The sequence below is a fragment of the Sporomusa aerivorans genome, from assembly GCF_041428895.1.
GTDB lineage: Bacteria > Bacillota > Negativicutes > Sporomusales > Sporomusaceae > Sporomusa > Sporomusa aerivorans.
On record NZ_CP156926.1, the window covers coordinates 3,266,522 to 3,285,788 of the forward strand.

The window sequence follows — 19,267 nt, forward strand, 5'->3', positions numbered from 1 at the left end:
TTTTTGTTCGGTCAGGCAGAATATTTTAGCGTGTAAATGTATATTACTATCTACTGCGGAGGGGAGGGTGTACCTATGCAGCAGGACTGTATATTTTGCAAAATTGCGTCCAAAGACATTCCGGTAAATACCGTTTATGAAGATGAACAGCTTATTGCTTTTCCTGATATAAACCCCGTTGCTCCTGTACATTTATTGGTTATACCGAAAAAACACATTGCCAATATTCTTGAGTCTGCGCCGGAAGACGCGGCGTTACTTGGTCATATCATGGCAACAATACCAAAAATAGCAGCAACGGCCGGTTTGGCTGAGGACGGCTTCCGGACCATCATCAATACCAAGGATAATGGTGGTCAAACGGTGTATCATCTTCACTTCCATATACTTGGTGGTCGTTTTATGACTTGGCCTCCAGGTTAATATTGACAAATTCAACTTTTTGATGTATAATAGTTAGGTGTATGTTATTCAAGTACACTTCCTCGTAATGGTTCTAGTGGAGGGAGGGAGATCAGATGTCTGAAGTAAAAGTAGGCAAAAATGAAACGCTTGACAGCGCACTCCGCCGGTTCAAGCGTACCTGCCAAAAAGCCGGGGTTCTTGCGGAAGTTAGAAAACGCGAGCATTATGAGAAACCTAGCGTAAAACGTAAGAAAAAATCCGAAGCAGCACGTAAACGTAAGTTTAACTAGTTTCGGAGGTATCAATTTCATGTCTCTTAAAGACAAATTAACAGACGATATGAAGCAGGCCATGAAGGAAAAGGAAGCTGGCAAGCTAAAGCTTTCTGTTATACGCATGGTTCGTGCCAATATCAAAAATGTAGAAATCGACAAAAAGAAAGAGCTTTCCGAAGAGGAAGTCCTCGATGTACTGGCTAAAGAAGTCAAAATGCGCCGGGATTCGATCGAAGAGTTTAAAAAAGGTAATCGCCCTGATTTAGTGGAAAACCTTGAACGGGAAATCGACATTCTGATGCAATACCTTCCTCAACAATTGAGTGAACAAGAAGTGCGTGTGCTTGTGGCAGAAGCTGTTAAAGAATCACAAGCCGTTAACGCCAAAGATATGGGCAAGGTTATGGCTGTATTGATGCCAAAAGTTAAGGGTCGAGCTGACGGCAAACTCGTAAACAATATTGTACGCGAGTTATTAAATCAGTAAAAAGATTTAAATCCGGCGTTTTTTAACGCCGGATTTTGGTTTTTACTGATAAAACAGGAAGCCTAAAAAATATAAAACAAAAAAGACAAGCTAAGCTTGTCTTTTTTTTAGTCAGTGAAGCATATTATCAAAAGTACTTGAACTTTTACTGCTGTATTTAATATGGATGTAGTAGTAGGATAGTTGCTGTTATATGTGCCGCATTCAATATTGCAAATAAATACTGTGAAAGCACTGGTATTGCTGCTGAATAAAAGCTGTAGACAATGAAGTAAATGTAGCTATGATTTCTGGTAGGATTTATGCTGCGAAAGCTTCACTTAAACTATAATAAGACAATAACATACACTAATCGACAAGTCAAGTATATAACAATAAGAAATAATTTTCAGACTTTCGACATTTTACAGCTATTTGGAAAAAAACAAGGAATGTTGCTTGCCGTTGGCGAATACACTAATAAGAAGTGGTAAAAATACTGGATCAGTTTGAGGTGAGCATATGTGGCGTACAGGTTATCAGCGGACTGTAGTTATACTAATTGTAACTATGTTATTTACCCTGTGCCTTATGGACAAGCCGGCGGCAGCCCAATCCGGGCCTGTCGTCATCGTCTCAATCAAAGGTGAGATCAACGCCGGCCAGGCAGCGCTTGTTCATAAAGCTTTGAAAGATGCGGAGAGTAAACAGGCTGAGGCTTTATTAGTGGAGCTTGATACATTTGGTGGCCTGGTTGATGCGGCCGTCAGTATTCGGGACATGATTATCAACTCCCCGGTACCTACAATTTGTTACATAAAAAACAGAGCGTGGTCTGCCGGGGCGCTTATCGCCCTTTCGCATAAACATATTGCCATTGCGCCAGGGGGAAGTATTGGTGCTGCTGAGCCTATCCCGACTACTGAGAAAACAGTAGCGGCGTTAAAAGCTGAATTTGCCGCCACTGCTAACAGAACCGGCCGCAATCCGCAAGTTGCCGAGGCTATGGTTGACAAATCTCTTGGCTTTCCGGGCTATGCTGAACCAGGACAAATATTGGCGCTTACCGATTATCAGGCAACCAAGGTAGCCTACGCCGATATTGTAGCTGCTGACAGAGAAGCCGTGTTAGCGCATTTCGGTTTTGCCGGTAACCCAATAGTAGAACATACTCCGGGCTGGCAGGAAAAACTGGCCGGCTGGCTGTCTGATCCTACCGTTAAGTCATTTTTAATGTCCATCATATTTCTGGCAGTATTGACTGAGATAAAAACGGCCGGGATGGGAGTAGCCGCCATGATTGGTTTAGTAGCGGCAATGTTGTTTTTTGGCAGTCAGTGGCTTACAGGTATTGCCGGCTGGCTGGAGATTGTCCTGTTTATCGGCGGCATTGTACTTATCCTGGTTGAACTCTATACGCCCGGAGTTGGCATTTTTGGTATTAGCGGCATTATTGCTGTTTTTGCCAGCTTGTTTTTGTCGCTGGGCGCAAACGCGGATGCCGTCAACCTTTTAGGCATTAGTCTCCTTATTGCTATAGTCTTGTTTTTGTTGCTGGCTAAAAGTCTGCCGTCAAGTAAGTTGTGGTCGCGCCTGATTTTAAAGGATGCAGAGACAAAAAATGCAGGTTTTAGCAGCAGTCAGGATTATAGTATTTATCTTGGTAAGACAGGAATAACGCCTACCGGGCTGCGACCTGCCGGCACCGTGATTATTGATGGTGTTCAACTGGATGTCGTGTCTGAAGGGCAATTTGTCGAGCCCCAAACATTAGTTAAGGTGGTGAATATAACCGGTAACCGTATTGTTGTTCGTCCGGTGGAATCTGTATGAAATCCCCCATAGACGTTCTTTCAAGCAGGCTGTTAGCAACGCTTCGCCGCTGGCACCGTAACTTTACTTAACACCCTGTCTGTAAATCTTTTTTTGATACTACATAATAATGATATAGGAGGTTATATATGTCAGCTTTGATTGGTAGTGGTATTCTTATTCTCTTGGTAATAGTGGGGATCAGCGTCTTTCTTCACTTCGTCCCGCTAGGTCTCTGGATTTCGGCGTTAGCAGCCGGCGTAAATGTCGGTATATTTACACTTGTCGGTATGCGGCTGCGACGGGTTCCTCCCAGTCAAATTGTAATGCCTTTAATTAAAGCTAATAAAGCCGGTCTTGATGTCAATGTTAATCAGCTTGAGGCTCATTTCCTGGCCGGAGGTAATGTAGACCGGGTTATCGATGCTTTAATTGCCGCACACCGGGCGGAAATACCTTTGCCGTTTGAACGCTCTGCGGCTATTGATCTGGCCGGGCGAAATGTTCTCGAGGCTGTGCAAATGAGTGTTAATCCTAAAGTTATTGAAACACCGTTCGTATCGGCGGTGGCAAAAAATGGTATTGAGCTTAAGGTAAAAGCCCGCGTTACGGTAAGAGCCAATATTGACCGGTTGGTGGGCGGCGCCGGCGAAGCCACCATTCTGGCCAGAGTTGGCGAAGGTGTTGTTACAACGGTAGGCTCGACAGATGATCACAAAGAAGTACTGGCAAATCCTGACCACATTTCCCGGACGGTATTGACTAAAGGTCTGGATTCCGGCACGGCTTTTGAAATTCTCTCCATTGATATTGCCGATGTCGATGTCGGCCGCAATATTGGCGCCGAATTAATGACAGATCAGGCTGAAGCAGAAAAACGCATAGCGCAGGCTAAAGCGGAGGAACGCCGGGCGATGGCAGTAGCCCGCGAACAGGAAATGCGCGCTTACACGCAGGAAATGCAGGCCAAGGTTGTCGAATCCCAGGCGGATGTGCCAAAAGCGCTTGCCGTGGCTTTGAAAGAAGGACGCATTGGTGTTATGGATTATTACAATATGAACAATGTATTGGCAGATACTCAAATGCGAGAAACTATTGCCAAAGCCGGACCGGTAGATACAGTTAACAAGTCGGATGAACCTAAAAAATAGGCAGGTGAAGCTATGGATTCCCTCTTACCACTCTTATTAATGTTATTACTCTATCTTGTGCCCGAACTGCTAAAAAAGCGAAAGCAGCCAAAGGAATATGAATATCCGGAAATCCCTGACAAAGTACCGCCGCCGGTCGTCCTAAAGCCAAAAACGGCCGAACCGGGTTACAAGCCTGCGCTGCAGCCGGGCCTGGATTATCATGCGGACACAGGCGAGACATGGGCTTTACCGAAAAAAACAGTTGTGGCTATGCCGGCGCCGGTAGTTGTGCCGCATACGACCGAGACGGTTTCTCCCTGGCAAGGCCGGCTTTCTCCGCAACTGGTGCAAAACGGCTTTGTATTTGCGGAAATCATCCAGCCGCCTCGTGCCTACCGGCCTATATGGATGCAACGCGCAAAGTCTAAATAAAATACTTAAATTAATTTTGAATAAAACAGGGACACTACCCGTTTTTTATTCGAAACGCGAGTGTTATAGCTTATAGACCATTGAATCATCTAGGTCTATAAGCTTTTTCTTTTTCTTACTCTTTATTTCAAAAAGCTTGGATTGGGTTTTACAAAGAGTTAGAGCTGTAAAAGACAAGCAAATACTGGCAGTTTTGAGAGAACCTGCGAAAGATCTGATTCAAAATCAGTATTATCCAGGTCGCAAAGGTATGGGTCATTTTTCTGCTTTATTCCCGGCTTCCTTGTGAAGTATAGAAATTTTACGGAGAGTTGAGAGGTTTTAGAATGTTTTTCACAGGAGTACTTTTATATAAATTTCCTCCATATATATACTTTTTCTTTGATTTCACTCTGTAAATGTGTTATATTGTTAAACGGTAATAAGGGCGATTCTTGATATACGTCTTAGAAGTAGTTCTAAAATATGCCGCAATTAATTTTACTGGAAAAGAAGGGAATTACATGAATTTATTTCGCACAAAACCCCTTTACCCTTTGGCGGGGAATAGCCAGCAGCAAAGCCTGAGAAAAAACCTTGGAGCCTTGGATATGGTATTTTTGGGTGTTGGCTGCATTATCGGTACAGGTATTTTTGTCTTTACAGGCGTCGTTGCCGCAAAATACGCCGGTCCCGGTATTATTATATCCTTGCTTTTGTCTGCTATTGCCTGCGCTTTTTGTGCGCTATGCTATTCCGAAATGGCCGCTGCCGTGCCTGTTGCCGGAAGCTCTTATAGTTATTCTTATACAACAATGGGGGAAATTTTTGCCTGGCTTGTGGGCTGGAGCCTTGTTCTGGAATATTCTCTGGCCGCCAGTCTGGTAGCTGCCGGCTGGTCAGCCTATACGACCGGACTCTTTAAGTCAGCAGGCTTTGAGATTCCCAAAGCCTTTACCGCTGTTGCTGCTGATGGTGGCGTGATTGACGTACCGGCCATGCTGATTTTGTTGTTCATAAGTATACTCTTAGTACGAGGAACAAAAGAAAGCGCCACTATCAACAGGATCCTTGTAGGTGTTAAACTAATGGCCGTGTTTATCTTTTTATTTCTGGCAGGTCCCAATGTTAATCCCGCCAATTGGTCTCCTTTTTTACCCTTTGGTTTTTCCGGAGTGATGACTGGCGCGGCAACCATTTTCCTGGCTTATATTGGCTTTGACTGTGTTGCAACAGCGGCCGAAGAGTGCAAACGCCCCAATCGTGATTTGCCTATCGGCATTATCGGTTCTCTTGTCGTATGCGCCATTTTGTATATGTTGGTTGCAGCAGTGCTTACTGGGGTAATCCCATACCAAAACCTGAACAATGCTGAACCTGTAGCATTTGCTTTGCGCCAGATAGGGTATAACATAGGGGCAGCTGTTGTTGGCACCGGAGCCGTTGCCGGTCTTACTACTGTATTAATGGCTGTTATGTACGGCCAAACCCGAGTTTTTTTTGCCATGTCGCGTGATGGCCTGATTCCCGCAAGCATCTGTAAAATCCATCCTAAATATGGAACCCCTCATATTGTAACTATCGTGTCCGGCATTATTGTTGCTGTTATAGCCGGCTTAACTCCTGTTGATATTATTGCTGAACTGGTTAATATCGGCACTCTTCTTGCTTTTTTAACAACCGCGATTGGTGTGCTTATTCTGCGTAAAACCGCGCCTGATGTCCATCGCCCTTTCCGCTGTCCGGCCGTCAATTTTGTAGCGCCGGCAGCTATCCTCTGTTGCGCCTATCTCATGTATAGCCTGCCTACCCAAACCTGGATTCGGTATTCAATATGGATGGCCGTCGGTTTAGTTATTTATTTCGGCTATGGCTATCGGCACAGCAATTTACGACAATCAGAAAAAGATACAGTAAGCAAGGAGACGTGCATAATAAAAGGTTAGTATCACAAACTTTAAATAAATTTATGAAAATCGTCACAGCTTAAAATATGAATAAAAAAACTCAGGAATATGCGGCTTTTTCAGCACTCCTGAGTTTTTTTATCCTGATAGAAAGTATAACTTTCGCCTGGATAAGGGCAACATCGGCTTCCGCTTTCGCCAAAAGCCCGGCGCAAGCCATGTTTTCTTTATTATATGCCGGCCGTGACTGCGAGAAGTGTGTAGCATCCCTGTGCCAATATTGCCTTGTTTTGTTTGTTGCATAACTTTTGAAAAAATTAGTTTTACAAAATCAATACCTCATTTAAACTCTTTGGCAATACAATTGACTGTATCTTTAATTAATGCTAAATTTTATATAAAAAAATATATAAAATTTAGATAAAGTTTAAATCGATTGCGGAGGTTAGTGAACAGTGAAATATGTTTGTTCGATATGTGGAACCACTGAGGATGTGGCTACTCGAAATGCGAAGTGTGACTGCGGAGGACTTTGGAAGCTGGATTACAAGCCACCGGCGTTTGATTTAGCCTTAGTTGACCGGGATACGTGGAGCATCTTCCGCTATCGTGCCTTCATGCCCCTGAAAGGCGAACAATGGCGCGAGATCAGCCTGGGGGAAGGCATGACGCCAATCGTTCAATTTAATAAAGATGTGCTACTTAAAATGGATTATTTTATGCCGACTTTATCTTTTAAAGACAGAGGGGCAGCCGTATTGATAACGCATTGTAAAGCGATTGGAGTGGATTCCGTCGTCCAAGATAGCAGCGGTAATGCCGGAAACAGTGTGGCGGCTTATTGCGCCAAAGCCGGTATTGATTGTGAGATATTTGTACCGGAAGGTACATCACCCAAGAAGGTCAATATGATCAAAGCGCACAAGGCGCATGTCAATATTGTGCCTGGATCGCGGGACCATTGCGCAGATGTCTGCAGAGACAAAGTGGCTAATGACGGAAAGTATTACGCAAATCACGTCTATAATCCATTCTTCTATCAAGGAACCAAAACTTATATCTATGAGACCTATGAACAATTGCATAGAATTCCGGCCCATATCGTGATACCTTTGGGCAACGGTACTTTGGTAATCGGCATTGTTAAGGCTTTGGAAGAATTACTGGAAAGCGGCGTAATTGAAAAAATGCCGCAGCTTATTGCCGTGCAAAGCGAGCATTGCGATCCGTTCGTCAAAGCTGTACTTGTCAAAGCCAAAAGGGCTGCAATGAATACGACGCCTCAACCGACAATCGCCGAGGGAATCTCCATCGGTGTACCGATGCGAAGTGAAGAAATTCTGCAATATATCTACAAATATGATATCAAAGTCATTACTGCGCCGGAGGACCGCATACTGGAAGCAAGGATGACCCTTGCGGCCAAAGGAGTCTATTGCGAACACACAACCGCAGCCAATTACGCTGCCTACTTAAAATTCTGTGAAATGCACGGAAAAATAGAGGACTGCTTGATTCCTATGTGCGGCGCGGGGCTTAAGTCTGATCATTAAGAGAGCGAAAGAAAGTTCATAATAGTACTTCCGTCATATTTTATCGATCTAATTCCCTGTAAACAAATTGTGTGTTTTTTTAATATGCGTTACAATAGTTTCAAGTTAAGTTTTAACTACCTTCAAGGAGAGGTATCATATGACGAATAACACTAAAAACAATTGTACGCTCACTGAACAGACAGCAGAGCGCCTGATGAAGTATATTTTTGATAGAGAATTAAAAGAAGGGAATAAGCTACCCAACGAACGGGAATTGGGTAGTTGGCTCGGGGTTGGGCGCGGTACAGTGCGGGAAGCAATAAAGATCTTAGCATCTCGCAATGTCTTAGAGGTGCGGCATGGAGCAGGTACTTTTATTTCGAAAAAGAATGGAGTTCCAGATGACCCTTTAGGACTTACCTTCATAAAAGATAAAAAAAAATTAATCCAAGATCTGCTTGAGTTTCGTATCTGGGTAGAACCGCATGTTGCGGCATTGGCCGCACAATACGCAATAGATAAAGATATTGAGGAATTGGAATGTTTATGCAATGAGGTAGATAAATGTATTTTGTCGGGTCAATCCCATATTCAAAAAGATGTGGAATATCATATTAGAATTGCGGAGTGCAGCCGCAACCTAATAATGCCGAATCTCATGCCAATCCTGCATAGTGCAATTAATCTGTTTGTGACAGAAACAGGCAGTACCTTGCGTGAAGAAACAATGAAAACACATCGTGCTATACTTAATGCCATTAAGCTTAGGGATGTAAGTGCGGCATCGGATGCCATGTATTTACACTTAATCTATAACCGTGACCGTCTGCGCGAGGGATTGAGAACTTCCGACTAGAATTCTGATATTTATAAGTAGCCATCCTAACCGTTTGCGGTATTGGATGGTTATTTTTGTTTAGAAACAACTTTATAGTAAATATTTGATTTAAAGAGGTAATACCTATAATGACGATAAAATATAGTCATCAGACTGGTTAACTCTATAATTTACTAAATTTCGGCAATATATTGACTAAAACTCATATAAATAGTATACTGACTCTGAAAAGAGGTAATACCACTTTGGGAAGGACCGATACATATTATGATTAGTCAGCATATTCGTAAAATTGCACCTGAAATGGATCCATTGCGAATTGGCATGGGATGGAAGCCGGAAGATCTGTCAAAACCACAGATTATGATTGAGAGCACTTTTGGAGACAGCCATCCGGGTAGTGCACACCTCCTGCAGTTTGTTAATGAGGCAGCAGACGCTGTCTGTGAGGCAGGGGGGAAAGCAGCACGCTATTTTGTTACCGACATATGTGATGGAATGTCTCAAGGACACGACGGGATCAACTATTCTTTAACCTCGCGGGATACCATTTGCAATATGATTGAAATACATGCAAATGCTACTCCTTTTGATGCTGCGGTGTTTATATCCAGTTGTGATAAGGCTGTGCCAGCGCATTTGATGGGAATCGGCCGTGTTAATATTCCCTCAATCCTTGTAACCGGTGGCGTAATGGAAGCCGGACCAGATTTACTAACTCTGGAACAGATTGGTATGTATAGCGCTATGTGTCTGCGAGGAGAAATTAGCGAGGAGGAACTGGACTATTATAAGCAACATGCATGTCCGTCCTGCGGTGCTTGCTCTTTCATGGGAACGGCATCCACTATGCAGGTTATGGGAGAAGCCCTTGGCCTTATGTTACCGGGCAGTGCACTGATGCCGGCTACGTCCAAAGATTTGAATGAGGTAGCAAAACGAGCAGGACGTCAGGCGGTTGAATTGGCCGAGCGCGGCATAAAACCCCGGGATATTATTACTCTTAAATCCTTCGAAAACGCCATTATGGTACATGCAGCTATTTCCGGTTCCAGTAATTCATTATTGCATATTCCTGCAGTGGCACACGAATTTGGCCTTGAAGTGGATGCAGGAATGTTTGACCGGATGCACCGCATGGCTCACTATTTACTCGATATCCGTCCGGCGGGAAAATGGCCGGCAGAATATTTCTACTATGCAGGCGGTGTACCGCGTATTATGGAAGAAATCAAGAGTAGGCTCCATCTTGACGTGATGACGGTTACCGGCAAAACACTAGGAGAAAACCTTGAGGAACTGAAAAATAACGGCTATTATGAGAAGTGTGATACGTATTTAAGGAAGGTCGGACTAAAGCATACTGATGTGATTCATTCTTTTGATAATCCGATCGGCAAGAATGGAACAATAGCTATTCTTAAGGGAAATCTCGCGCCGGAGGGTGCTGTGGTTAAGCACAGTGCGGTACCCCAAGAGATGTTTAAAGCTGTTTTAAAAGCCAAACCCTATGATTGCGAAGAAGATGCCTTTGAGGCGGTCCTTAAGCATAAAATCCAACCGGGAGATGCTGTCTTTATTCGTTATGAAGGTCCTAAAGGAAGCGGCATGCCGGAAATGTTCTACACTACGGAAGCGATATCTTCGGACCCGCTGCTGGCTGCATCCATCGCTTTGATTACAGACGGGCGGTATTCCGGCGCATCCAAAGGTCCGGCTATCGGACATGTCTCCCCGGAAGCGGCGGACGGCGGACCTATTGCTTTGGTTGAAGAAGACGACTTAATTGAGATAGATATTCCGAATCGAACACTTAGAATTGTCGGTATTAATGGCGAGTGCCAAAATGAGCAGGAGGTAGAACGCATTTTGGCAGAGCGTAAAACACGGTGGAAACCCAGGGAACCGAAATATAAATCCGGCGTTTTAAAAATATTTTCTGAACATGCAGTTTCGCCAATGAAAGGCGGGTATATGAAATAGTAGATTAATTCTCGTCTTCCAAATGGGTGGTCCCAAACCTGTAATTTAATTAAATAGCCACTATTCCATCCGGAGGGAGATTTATAATATAATTCATCATACAAATAATGAAATTTATCATACCAATTTCGGTGAATTGAGGATAAGGGAATGGACGATCGTATAGCTATGATTGTTTTAATAATTTCTTAAAATCGTAATATTCGATAATTGTAATTAAGGAGGAACAAAATTGAAAAAGAGCCAAAAGTACGACCGCACTCACGGAAAGAAGAATGTTTTACTGATTACCGTGGATCAATGGCCGGGAAATTTATTAGGATGTATCGGCAAAGAGAATTTTCTTTCACCTACCCTGGATGAGTTAGCCAAAGTAGGTGTGATATTTGAAAATGCGTACAGCCCAACTCCTGTATGTATACCTGCTCGGCGGGAGCTAATGACTGGAACCTGTTCAAGAACACACGGCGACCGGAAATTCAATGAATACTTGGAAATGCCGGATGCACTGCCAACTATTGCCAAAACATTTAACGATAACGGATATCAGACTTGCGGAGTTGGCAAACTGCATGTCTACCCACAAAGAGACCGCATAGGCTTCGATGATGTCATCCTAAATGAAGAAGGCAGGAAGGTAAACTTTCCCAATGAGATGAGAGAAGATGATTATACTCGATTTATTAATAGGGAAGGGTATACTGGTTTGGATTTTGCTCATGGTATGTCAAATAACAATTACATTACCAGACCGTGGCACCTGCCAGAGCATTTGCACCAAACGAGTTGGACATCAAGACAAATGTGTGAACAAATCATTCGCAGAGACCCAACTAAACCGGCTTTTTGGTACTGCGGTTTTACAGCACCCCATCCGCCTATTGTTCCTCCTCAAGTATTTTTGGATATGTATAATGACGTGGAGATTGATATGCCGCATGTTGGTGAGTGGGCCAGAGACCCGGAGTATTACCCATATGCTGCCCAATATTATAGCAGCCTTTACAATATAAAAACTGAAAAATACCTAAGAGAAGCCCGAAAAGGATTTTACGCCTCCTGCACTCAGGTTGATTATGCCATAAGATCTATAATAGGCACCTTAAGAGATGAAAAGGTACTTGACAATACGATCATCGCCATTACTTCCGACCATGGGGAAATGCTCGGTAATCATAATTTATGGGGCAAAAACAACTTTTACGAGGATTCAACTAAAGTACCATTCATTATCGTTCCTACCTTGGATTGCAAAGACTTGGCATTTAACGCAACTGATGACAGGCTGGTAGAGCTAAAAGATATGATGCCTACTTTGCTTGACATGTGTAACCTCCCTATACCTGAGACAGTGGAAGGAATGTCCCTTTTGGATAAAAACAACAAGCGTGATTATGTATATGGTGAACTATGGGAAGATGATAGAGCCACCAGAATGATTCGTAAAGAACAATATAAATTAATTTACTACCCAATTGGAAACCAGATTCAACTCTTTGATTTGGCGAATGATCCGGACGAAATGGCGGATCTATCCAAGAACCCTTCATATACAGCCGTGAAACAAGAATTAACTACGATTTTAAAAACGAATTTATATGGCAGTGATCTTGAATGGATGAAAGACGGCGAACTTGTAGGCCGGCCGGCAAAAACCTTTGAATATAAACCGATTCAGGAAAACTGCGGTATTTTAAATAACAGAGATTTAATGTTACAGCGTGGGATTCGCTAAAATCTTGGGATTAACTGTTGTTGGAATAGGCACTTGCAGGCAATAAAAGCAAAAGCGGAGCCAAGTATATACTAGTGTAATATGTGGGAGGTTTGATTATGGTTAGTATAAAAAAAACCAATGTTCGATGGTTTATTGTATTTATGTTGTTTTTAGTATCTTCATTAAATTATGCGGACCGGGCTGCAATGTCAATTGGTGCTACGTCTATGCAAAAAGATCTTGGACTTAATGCAGTTTCACTAGGATATATATTCTCGGCCTTCTCATGGGCTTATGTTCTTGCCCAAATTCCTGGCGGGTGGCTCCTTGATCGTTTTGGCTCTAAAAAGGTTTATGCCTATAGTATTTTCTTGTGGTCGCTATTTACTTTATTCCAGGGGTTCGTTGGTTTTTTGACTGGTGGTGCGGTAGTCATTACCCTTTTTGCGTTAAGGTTTATTATCGGTTTTGCTGAGGCCCCTGCGTATCCGGCGAACAGCAGAATTACGGCATCCTGGTTTCCTGCTAAAGAACGGGGAACGGCAGCGTCTATCTTTGCTTCAGCGCAGTACGGAGCAACTGTGATATTCTCTCCGATTATGGCATGGATGACGCAATCCTTCGGCTGGAAAGAAAACTTCATAATGATGGGGGCTATCGGTATAATTTTGACCTTTGTTTGGTTAAAAACTATTTATGGCCCGAAGGAACATCCGAAGATTAATTCTGCCGAGCTGGAATATATTGAGCAAGGCGGCGGCATGGTTAATTTGGATTCAAAAACTGAAGTGAATAATGAACCCAAATGGCCTTATATCAAGCAGCTTCTCCAAAGCCGCATGTTAATGGGAATTTTTATCGGTCAATACTGTATTAATGTGTTGACATACTTCTTTTTAACATGGTTTCCGGTTTATTTGGTACAAGCCCGCGGTATGTCAATCCTGAAAGCCGGTTTTGTCGCTTCTTTGCCGGCAGTTTGCGGGTTTACTGCACAAATCTTAAGTGGCATATTCTCCGATTACTTGCTGAAAAAAGGTTATTCTTTAACGGTTGCAAGAAAGGTTCCGATTGTATCCGGAATGCTATTGTCAATGGTAATGGTTGGCTGTAATTATGTTAGTTCGGAAGGTCTTGTTATTTTCCTGATGTCACTGGCATTCTTCGGCAAAGGATTCGGGGCTATCGGCTGGTGTGTTATTTCTGATACTGCACCAAAAGAAATCCTCGGTCTGAGTGGTGCTATGTTTAATTCTTTTGGAAATTTGGCAGGTATTATTACTCCTATTGTGATCGGATATATTGTCCACGGAACAGGTTCTTTTAATGGAGCACTTGCTTACGTAGGAGCCAATGCGCTTGTGGCTATCATTTGTTATTTGGTTGTTGTTGGAGAGATTAAACGCTTTGAACTCAAGAAAGTCAATTAAAGAGAAGCCCTATATCATAGTTCAATAACTATTTTATGAATTTATCCTACAACCCTGGAAAAGCTTATTTTCCAGGGTTGTAGCGAATTATTTTAAACGCTCTTAAAAATGTGGGGTTTTGAGGAATTGAAACCAGTTAGATATTAATATTAAAGAAAAGACAGGTATGTATAATGCCGCAAATTAATGTTTTAATAAAACCGGCATCAAGTAATTGTAATTTACGGTGCAATTATTGCTTCTATCATTCCATCGCCGAAAATAGGGAGACACATTCTTATGGGATGATGGATAATAGAACACTGGAACTACTAGTTGAAAAAGTATTTGCATGTGCCGAGTATTCCTGTACTTTTGCTTTCCAGGGTGGTGAACCCACGCTAATAGGCCTGGAGTTTTACGAAAAACTTATTGAATTTCAGAAAAAGTACAATGTGAAAAACTTGCAAATATACAATGTTTTGCAAACTAACGGCATGCTTATTGATGCTGCCTGGGCTAGATTTCTTGCCGAACACAATTTTCTGGTAGGTCTTTCATTGGATGGTCCTCAAGATATACATGATTATAATAGGATTGGCGCTAATCATAAGGGGTCTTTTTCACGGGTTATGAGGACGGTGCAACTACTTAATAATTATAGGGTTGAATATAATATTTTGTGTGTAGTTACGGCAAACACAGCGAGGCATGTAAGCAAGATTTACAACTTTTACAAGAAAAATAATTTTTTCTATTTGCAGTTTATACCCTGTTTAGATCCGTTAGGTGAACCCCATGGCGGCTATAATTACTCGCTAACGCCGGAAAAATATGCCATTTTTTTAAAAAGATTATTTGATGAATGGTATACAGATCTTTCCAAGGGAAATAAAGTCAGTATCCGTTACTTTGACAATATTGTCGGCTTGGCGATGGGATTACAGCCGGAAGCCTGTGGAATGTCAGGAAAATGTTCTTTTCAGTTTGTTGTGGAAGCTGACGGTGGCATTTATCCCTGTGATTTTTATGTAATTGATAAGTGGCATATCGGCAATATTAAGAATTTATCTTTTGCGGAACTGGCAACAAGTAATATTGTTAAAGAATTTATTGAGGGTTCGCAATACATTGAGCATAACTGCAAGCTATGCCGTTGGGAGAATTTTTGCCGGGGTGGCTGCAGAAGAGAGCGTGAGCCTTTGGCGAAAAATTTGCCGGCGCTTAACTACCATTGTGAAGCCTACAGGGAGTTTTTTGAATATGCAGGTCCCAGAATCTACGAATTGGCCAGAAGATACTCCGGCGGACGAAAAATCAGTTTATGAACAGGCTTAACCTCGCCGTTAGTTTCTTATATGATGATGCGCGTAGTACTTGGAGGAAATATCATGGAGAATAAAAAACGACAAGATAAAATAGACGCAAGGAAAATACTGGAGATCTATATTGCCTTTTTTAAGCTGGGCGCCATTAGTTTCGGGGGCGGGTATGCGATGGTTTCGTTGATTGAACAGGAGATGGTTGATGTAAAACACTGGATTGATCCTGAAAAAGTCGTTGATGTTTTTGCGGTAGCAGGATCATTACCCGGCGCTATCGGCCTGAACGCCTCGGCGCTCGTCGGTTATAATATTGCCGGCTTTACGGGAGCCATAGCCGCAATTGCGGGAAACTTAAGTCCCTCTGTTGGTATAGTTCTAATTTTATCAATACTATTTGCCGAAGTAGGTTCTTATCCAGAAGTAAAAGCAGCTTTTAACGGTCTGAGACCGGCTATTATTGCTCTAATAGCTTTTTCAGCTTATAAAATTGGCAGGACAGCAATAAAAGATTTCTATTGCTTTATGATTTTTATAACAGCGTTTTACGGAATGATGTTTACCCAGGTAAATCCTATATTCTTTATTCTATTGGGTGCATTTGCGGGAATCGGCGGAGAATATCTTAAAACCTTTGTAAGCCGAAAAGAAATTTAGCTAGGGGTAAAGATATGAGTATATTAGTAGGCCTCTTTTTGGTATTTGCAAAGTTGAGCCTCTTTTCTTTTGGCGGGGGTTTTGTAATGGTACCTATCGCCATGGCGGATATGGAGGCGAATCATTGGGCAACAGCAGCTGAATTAACTGATACGGTTGCAATAGCAACCATGTCCCCCGGGCCAATAGGGGTTAATCTCGCTGTTGGGCTTGGCTATAAAGTCGCAGGAATTAATGGGGCTATGGCTGCCTTGGCAGGAATAACCATTCCGGTAACCATTTTATTATTCTTAGTCGCCATGTTTTTCTTTAAGATTTATAAGCATCCGATAGTGACGTCTTCTTTTTATGGTTTGCGTCCTGTTGTTACCGCATTAATTATGTATGCAGCAGTGAGTTTAGCCTTAAAGAATTATATTATTTTAGCGGATGCGGACAAAATGTTAGCTAGTGGTTATAATATTGTTTTAAATGGGGTTCACTACTTTGAACTGAAAAGTCTTGTAATATTTCTGGTGTCATTGGCAGTTTTGTCTGGAACTAAGGTCTCACCTGTTTTCTGTATCATTTTCTCAGGGATAATCGGTGTAATATTGTTCTAAGGCGGATAAAAGATATTTTTTAAGAAACCAATGGTTGAAAAATCATTGGTTTTTTCTTTTGAATCTGGGTATAGTATTAAGGAACATGTTTCCTTTGGTGGAAAACGCTGAATCTAAATTAATTATTGACAGGATGTTAATTTGATGATATCTTTCGCGATAGGATTTGTATTTAAAGCAAGGATTTAAAAATGCTTGTAATAGGAGATTGAATATAATGGAACAAATATCAAGTGCAGAAAAGCATCCTTTTTCCAAAACTTTGTATAGTTTTATTTTACATAAAGGTTATAGAAGTGGGGATAAGCTGCCAACTGAAAGGGAGTTAGCAGAACACTTTGGTGTCGGCAGAAGCTCGGTTCGAGAAGCTTTAAGCGGGTTGAAAGCCTTGGGAATATTAGAAATTCGGCAAGGCTCAGGCTGCTATATAAAGGAGATTAATATAGCCTCTCTTTTATTTCCTATACAAGAGCAGATTTACAATAAACGAATACTTGTTGAAGAAATTCTTGAATCAAGAGTAGCCATAGAACTGGAAATCGTTAAATTAGCTATAAAGAGAGCAACTCCTGTCATGTTGGCTAAGATTGAAACATATTTACTATCAGTTGATGAAAATTCAGCAGATGGAGAAAAATCAATAAAATATGATAACCACTTTGCGTTTGAACAACTTTTAGCTGATATGGCCGGAAACCGAATTTTAATTATGCTGCAAAATTTGATTCATGAGTTATGGAGGGACCTAACAAGCAAGGGCTGGCGTCATAGAAGCATAAAAGAAAGCAATACGGAACATATAAATATTTTCCGTAGTATTCAAGAAAAGGATACGATTTCAGCGCTTGAAAAAATGGAAAATCACATATTATGGGGGATTAAATGTTATGATGCAATGAATCAATCATAATACAAATAATAAATAACAATAGTTAGTAAGGCTTGATTACCAATTACAACCTGATTCAACAGTTTTTGTATTATAAGGAAAGATAGTTTGAAATATAGCTATAACAAGGGTAAGTAAGCAAGCATTTACAGGCGGTTTTAAGCATGTAAAATTACATGTAAAAATCACCTGTTTTATTTTTTAATTTTGGCACACACTAAAATCGCGATCAAATTAATTAATCAAGGGGGCAAACATATGTCAGAGTATAAAGGCCGTCTTACTTACGCAAAAGGCACTTATATGGAATTTGTCGTTGCTCCTAACCAAGATGTTGATTTCGGCGATATACTGGTTGTTGAAGGAAAAAATAATGACAGATTTTATATTCGAGCTTACGATTTTAAAATCAAATCGCGCTGGTCCGGTATGAACGGGGTCAGTTATTTAATGAGTAAACTGGATGAAAACGGACAAGTGGCAAATCAGGAAGAACTGGATTTTTATCTGGGAGGAAATCATACTGTGAAAATTGGAATTGCCGAACAGCTCTGCTATGCAGATGGGCAGGGCCAGTTATTCAATCCCAAGACTTGTCCCGACTTTTTTTGTGAAGTTCGTGGGTTGGCGCCTGACGATACGGCATTGCTTGACGAAATGAAAGGTGATTTGGAAATCGGCTATCTGAAAAGCGGCCGGGAAGTATTAAAATTGCCTGTCGGGCTATACGGTTCAAAGGCTATTACCGAGCATATCGGCATTTTTGGTACAACCGGTTCAGGAAAAAGCAATCTGGTAAAGGTATTGTCAAGTTCAATTATTGATAGTGAAAATTACGGCCTGCTCATATTTGATGTGCATAATGAGTACTATCGCGACCTGGCATTGCATCCGCATGTAAATGAACGGCTGGTTGTCTATAATACCAAGCCGGAAAAAGAGCGGGACAATGTACGCAAGCTGGCTCTTAACTACAATGAGGTAGACCCTGAGGACATCACGGCCTGTGCGACCTTTAGCGAACCGCAGCTGGATGCTATATATAAATTGTCCTCGGTCTGGCAGGAACAATGGATGGACTATGTTCTCAAATATGACGCCAGTGATATAATTGATGAAATAGCTGGCTGCACCGGTCAAAAATTTCAGTCGCGCACCATTAGCAAAATCAAAAGTATCTGCTGGAATCTGGAACAAGAACTAAATATCTGCGCCGAACCGGATAGCCTGAATTTAGCTTGCTCAGCTGTCGAACAGATGATGAGCGACCTTGAGCAGGGTAAGGTTGTACTTGTCGAATTGAAAAATATCTCTCCGGTTGGTGAACAGGCGCTCTCGACCCTATTATCGAAGAAACTTTTGCTGCATTATGCCAGTAAAACCGAAGTCGAACGCGCCGCAGCCAAACCGGTTCTAATTGTATTGGAAGAAGCACATCGTTTCCTTGGCAAAAAGGAACAAAGCTCGCAGAATGTATTTGCCCGTCTGGTTAGCGAAGCCCGCAAATTTAATATCGGACTATGCGTCGTTGATCAGCAACCCCGTCTGTTAGCTGATAAAGTGCTGTCTCAGCTTAATACGCTGTTTATATTAGGCTTGGCATCTAAAGCTGACCGTGGCAAGCTCGAAGCAATGTGCCGCAAGGACATTTTGCAGCAGCGTAATGAAATCAAAAATCTTGACTGCGGCGAGATGATCGTGGCCACAAACTATATGCGGTTTGCCGCTCCGGTAAAAGTGCATAGATTCGATGAGTATTTAAGACGTAATTATGGCGAAATAAATTCACCGGCTAACGGGACTGCTTTTGCCCAACCAGCTGCGATATAAAGAAGACACGGCTTGCGCCGGATCTTTAGCGAAGTGCAAGCCGATGTTGCCTCCTATCCAGGTGAAAGTTATACTT

17 protein-coding genes are annotated in these 19,267 nt (G+C 42.0%); all 17 read left to right on the forward strand.

Annotated features, from left to right (window positions below):
* Window positions 1-75: 75 nt before the first annotated feature.
* On the forward strand, window positions 76-423 hold the full coding sequence (locus SATMO3_RS15460; protein ID WP_371370636.1) for a histidine triad nucleotide-binding protein: 348 nt from the start codon (window positions 76-78) through the stop codon (window positions 421-423).
* A gap of 95 nt (window positions 424-518) precedes the next feature.
* Entirely contained in the window at window positions 519-695 is a 177-nt protein-coding gene (rpsU, locus tag SATMO3_RS15465) for a 30S ribosomal protein S21 (RefSeq protein WP_021167731.1), read from the forward strand.
* A 19-nt stretch (window positions 696-714) separates the two neighbouring features.
* A complete protein-coding gene (locus tag SATMO3_RS15470; protein WP_371370637.1) occupies window positions 715-1,167 on the forward strand; it encodes a GatB/YqeY domain-containing protein in 453 nt (150 codons plus the stop codon).
* Window positions 1,168-1,668: 501 nt separating this feature from the next.
* Window positions 1,669-2,979: a nodulation protein NfeD gene (locus tag SATMO3_RS15475; RefSeq protein ID WP_371370638.1), complete on the forward strand. Its 1,311-nt coding sequence runs from the start codon at window positions 1,669-1,671 to the stop codon at window positions 2,977-2,979.
* 128 nt (window positions 2,980-3,107) lie between these two features.
* A complete protein-coding gene (floA, locus tag SATMO3_RS15480) occupies window positions 3,108-4,109 on the forward strand; it encodes a flotillin-like protein FloA (RefSeq protein ID WP_371370639.1) in 1,002 nt (333 codons plus the stop codon).
* A 12-nt stretch (window positions 4,110-4,121) separates the two neighbouring features.
* The gene (locus tag SATMO3_RS15485; RefSeq protein ID WP_371370640.1) at window positions 4,122-4,523 is read left to right on the forward strand and encodes a hypothetical protein; all 402 of its coding nucleotides are present in this window, start codon (window positions 4,122-4,124) and stop codon (window positions 4,521-4,523) included.
* A 503-nt stretch (window positions 4,524-5,026) separates the two neighbouring features.
* Complete coding sequence (locus SATMO3_RS15490) at window positions 5,027-6,448, forward strand: amino acid permease (RefSeq protein WP_371370641.1); 1,422 nt, start codon at window positions 5,027-5,029, stop codon at window positions 6,446-6,448.
* A 416-nt stretch (window positions 6,449-6,864) separates the two neighbouring features.
* Window positions 6,865-7,962: a threonine synthase gene (locus SATMO3_RS15495; RefSeq protein ID WP_371370642.1), complete on the forward strand. Its 1,098-nt coding sequence runs from the start codon at window positions 6,865-6,867 to the stop codon at window positions 7,960-7,962.
* A gap of 139 nt (window positions 7,963-8,101) precedes the next feature.
* Window positions 8,102-8,800, forward strand: coding sequence for a FadR/GntR family transcriptional regulator (locus SATMO3_RS15500; RefSeq protein WP_371370643.1), 699 nt, complete (start codon window positions 8,102-8,104; stop codon window positions 8,798-8,800).
* A 249-nt stretch (window positions 8,801-9,049) separates the two neighbouring features.
* The gene (gene ilvD, locus SATMO3_RS15505) at window positions 9,050-10,765 is read left to right on the forward strand and encodes a dihydroxy-acid dehydratase (protein ID WP_371370644.1); all 1,716 of its coding nucleotides are present in this window, start codon (window positions 9,050-9,052) and stop codon (window positions 10,763-10,765) included.
* 232 nt (window positions 10,766-10,997) lie between these two features.
* A complete protein-coding gene (locus tag SATMO3_RS15510; RefSeq protein ID WP_371370645.1) occupies window positions 10,998-12,500 on the forward strand; it encodes a sulfatase-like hydrolase/transferase in 1,503 nt (500 codons plus the stop codon).
* A gap of 98 nt (window positions 12,501-12,598) precedes the next feature.
* Entirely contained in the window at window positions 12,599-13,912 is a 1,314-nt protein-coding gene (locus tag SATMO3_RS15515) for an MFS transporter (RefSeq protein ID WP_371370646.1), read from the forward strand.
* Window positions 13,913-14,085: 173 nt separating this feature from the next.
* The gene (locus SATMO3_RS15520; protein WP_371370647.1) at window positions 14,086-15,219 is read left to right on the forward strand and encodes an anaerobic sulfatase maturase; all 1,134 of its coding nucleotides are present in this window, start codon (window positions 14,086-14,088) and stop codon (window positions 15,217-15,219) included.
* Window positions 15,220-15,282: 63 nt separating this feature from the next.
* Window positions 15,283-15,870 carry a chromate transporter gene (locus tag SATMO3_RS15525; protein WP_371370648.1) on the forward strand — a complete coding sequence of 196 codons (588 nt, stop codon included), beginning with the start codon at window positions 15,283-15,285 and terminating at the stop codon, window positions 15,868-15,870.
* A gap of 14 nt (window positions 15,871-15,884) precedes the next feature.
* A complete protein-coding gene (locus SATMO3_RS15530) occupies window positions 15,885-16,472 on the forward strand; it encodes a chromate transporter (protein ID WP_371370649.1) in 588 nt (195 codons plus the stop codon).
* Between the two features lie 217 nt (window positions 16,473-16,689).
* Entirely contained in the window at window positions 16,690-17,382 is a 693-nt protein-coding gene (locus SATMO3_RS15535) for a FadR/GntR family transcriptional regulator (protein ID WP_371370650.1), read from the forward strand.
* A 237-nt stretch (window positions 17,383-17,619) separates the two neighbouring features.
* Window positions 17,620-19,191 carry an ATP-binding protein gene (locus tag SATMO3_RS15540; protein WP_371370651.1) on the forward strand — a complete coding sequence of 524 codons (1,572 nt, stop codon included), beginning with the start codon at window positions 17,620-17,622 and terminating at the stop codon, window positions 19,189-19,191.
* Window positions 19,192-19,267 lie beyond the last annotated feature (76 nt).

Bases quoted from the DNA above. Each gene is read 5' to 3' on its own strand.
- SATMO3_RS15460 (WP_371370636.1), top strand. From the start codon at position 76: ATGCAGCAGGACTGTATATTTTGCAAAATTGCGTCCAAAGACATTCCG.
- rpsU (WP_021167731.1), top strand. From the start codon at position 519: ATGTCTGAAGTAAAAGTAGGCAAAAATGAAACGCTTGACAGCGCACTC.
- SATMO3_RS15470 (WP_371370637.1), top strand. From the start codon at position 715: ATGTCTCTTAAAGACAAATTAACAGACGATATGAAGCAGGCCATGAAG.
- SATMO3_RS15475 (WP_371370638.1), top strand. From the start codon at position 1,669: ATGTGGCGTACAGGTTATCAGCGGACTGTAGTTATACTAATTGTAACT.
- floA (WP_371370639.1), top strand. From the start codon at position 3,108: ATGTCAGCTTTGATTGGTAGTGGTATTCTTATTCTCTTGGTAATAGTG.
- SATMO3_RS15485 (WP_371370640.1), top strand. From the start codon at position 4,122: ATGGATTCCCTCTTACCACTCTTATTAATGTTATTACTCTATCTTGTG.
- SATMO3_RS15490 (WP_371370641.1), top strand. From the start codon at position 5,027: ATGAATTTATTTCGCACAAAACCCCTTTACCCTTTGGCGGGGAATAGC.
- SATMO3_RS15500 (WP_371370643.1), top strand. From the start codon at position 8,102: ATGACGAATAACACTAAAAACAATTGTACGCTCACTGAACAGACAGCA.
- ilvD (WP_371370644.1), top strand. From the start codon at position 9,050: ATGATTAGTCAGCATATTCGTAAAATTGCACCTGAAATGGATCCATTG.
- SATMO3_RS15515 (WP_371370646.1), top strand. From the start codon at position 12,599: ATGGTTAGTATAAAAAAAACCAATGTTCGATGGTTTATTGTATTTATG.
- SATMO3_RS15520 (WP_371370647.1), top strand. From the start codon at position 14,086: ATGCCGCAAATTAATGTTTTAATAAAACCGGCATCAAGTAATTGTAAT.
- SATMO3_RS15525 (WP_371370648.1), top strand. From the start codon at position 15,283: ATGGAGAATAAAAAACGACAAGATAAAATAGACGCAAGGAAAATACTG.
- SATMO3_RS15530 (WP_371370649.1), top strand. From the start codon at position 15,885: ATGAGTATATTAGTAGGCCTCTTTTTGGTATTTGCAAAGTTGAGCCTC.
- SATMO3_RS15535 (WP_371370650.1), top strand. From the start codon at position 16,690: ATGGAACAAATATCAAGTGCAGAAAAGCATCCTTTTTCCAAAACTTTG.
- SATMO3_RS15540 (WP_371370651.1), top strand. From the start codon at position 17,620: ATGTCAGAGTATAAAGGCCGTCTTACTTACGCAAAAGGCACTTATATG.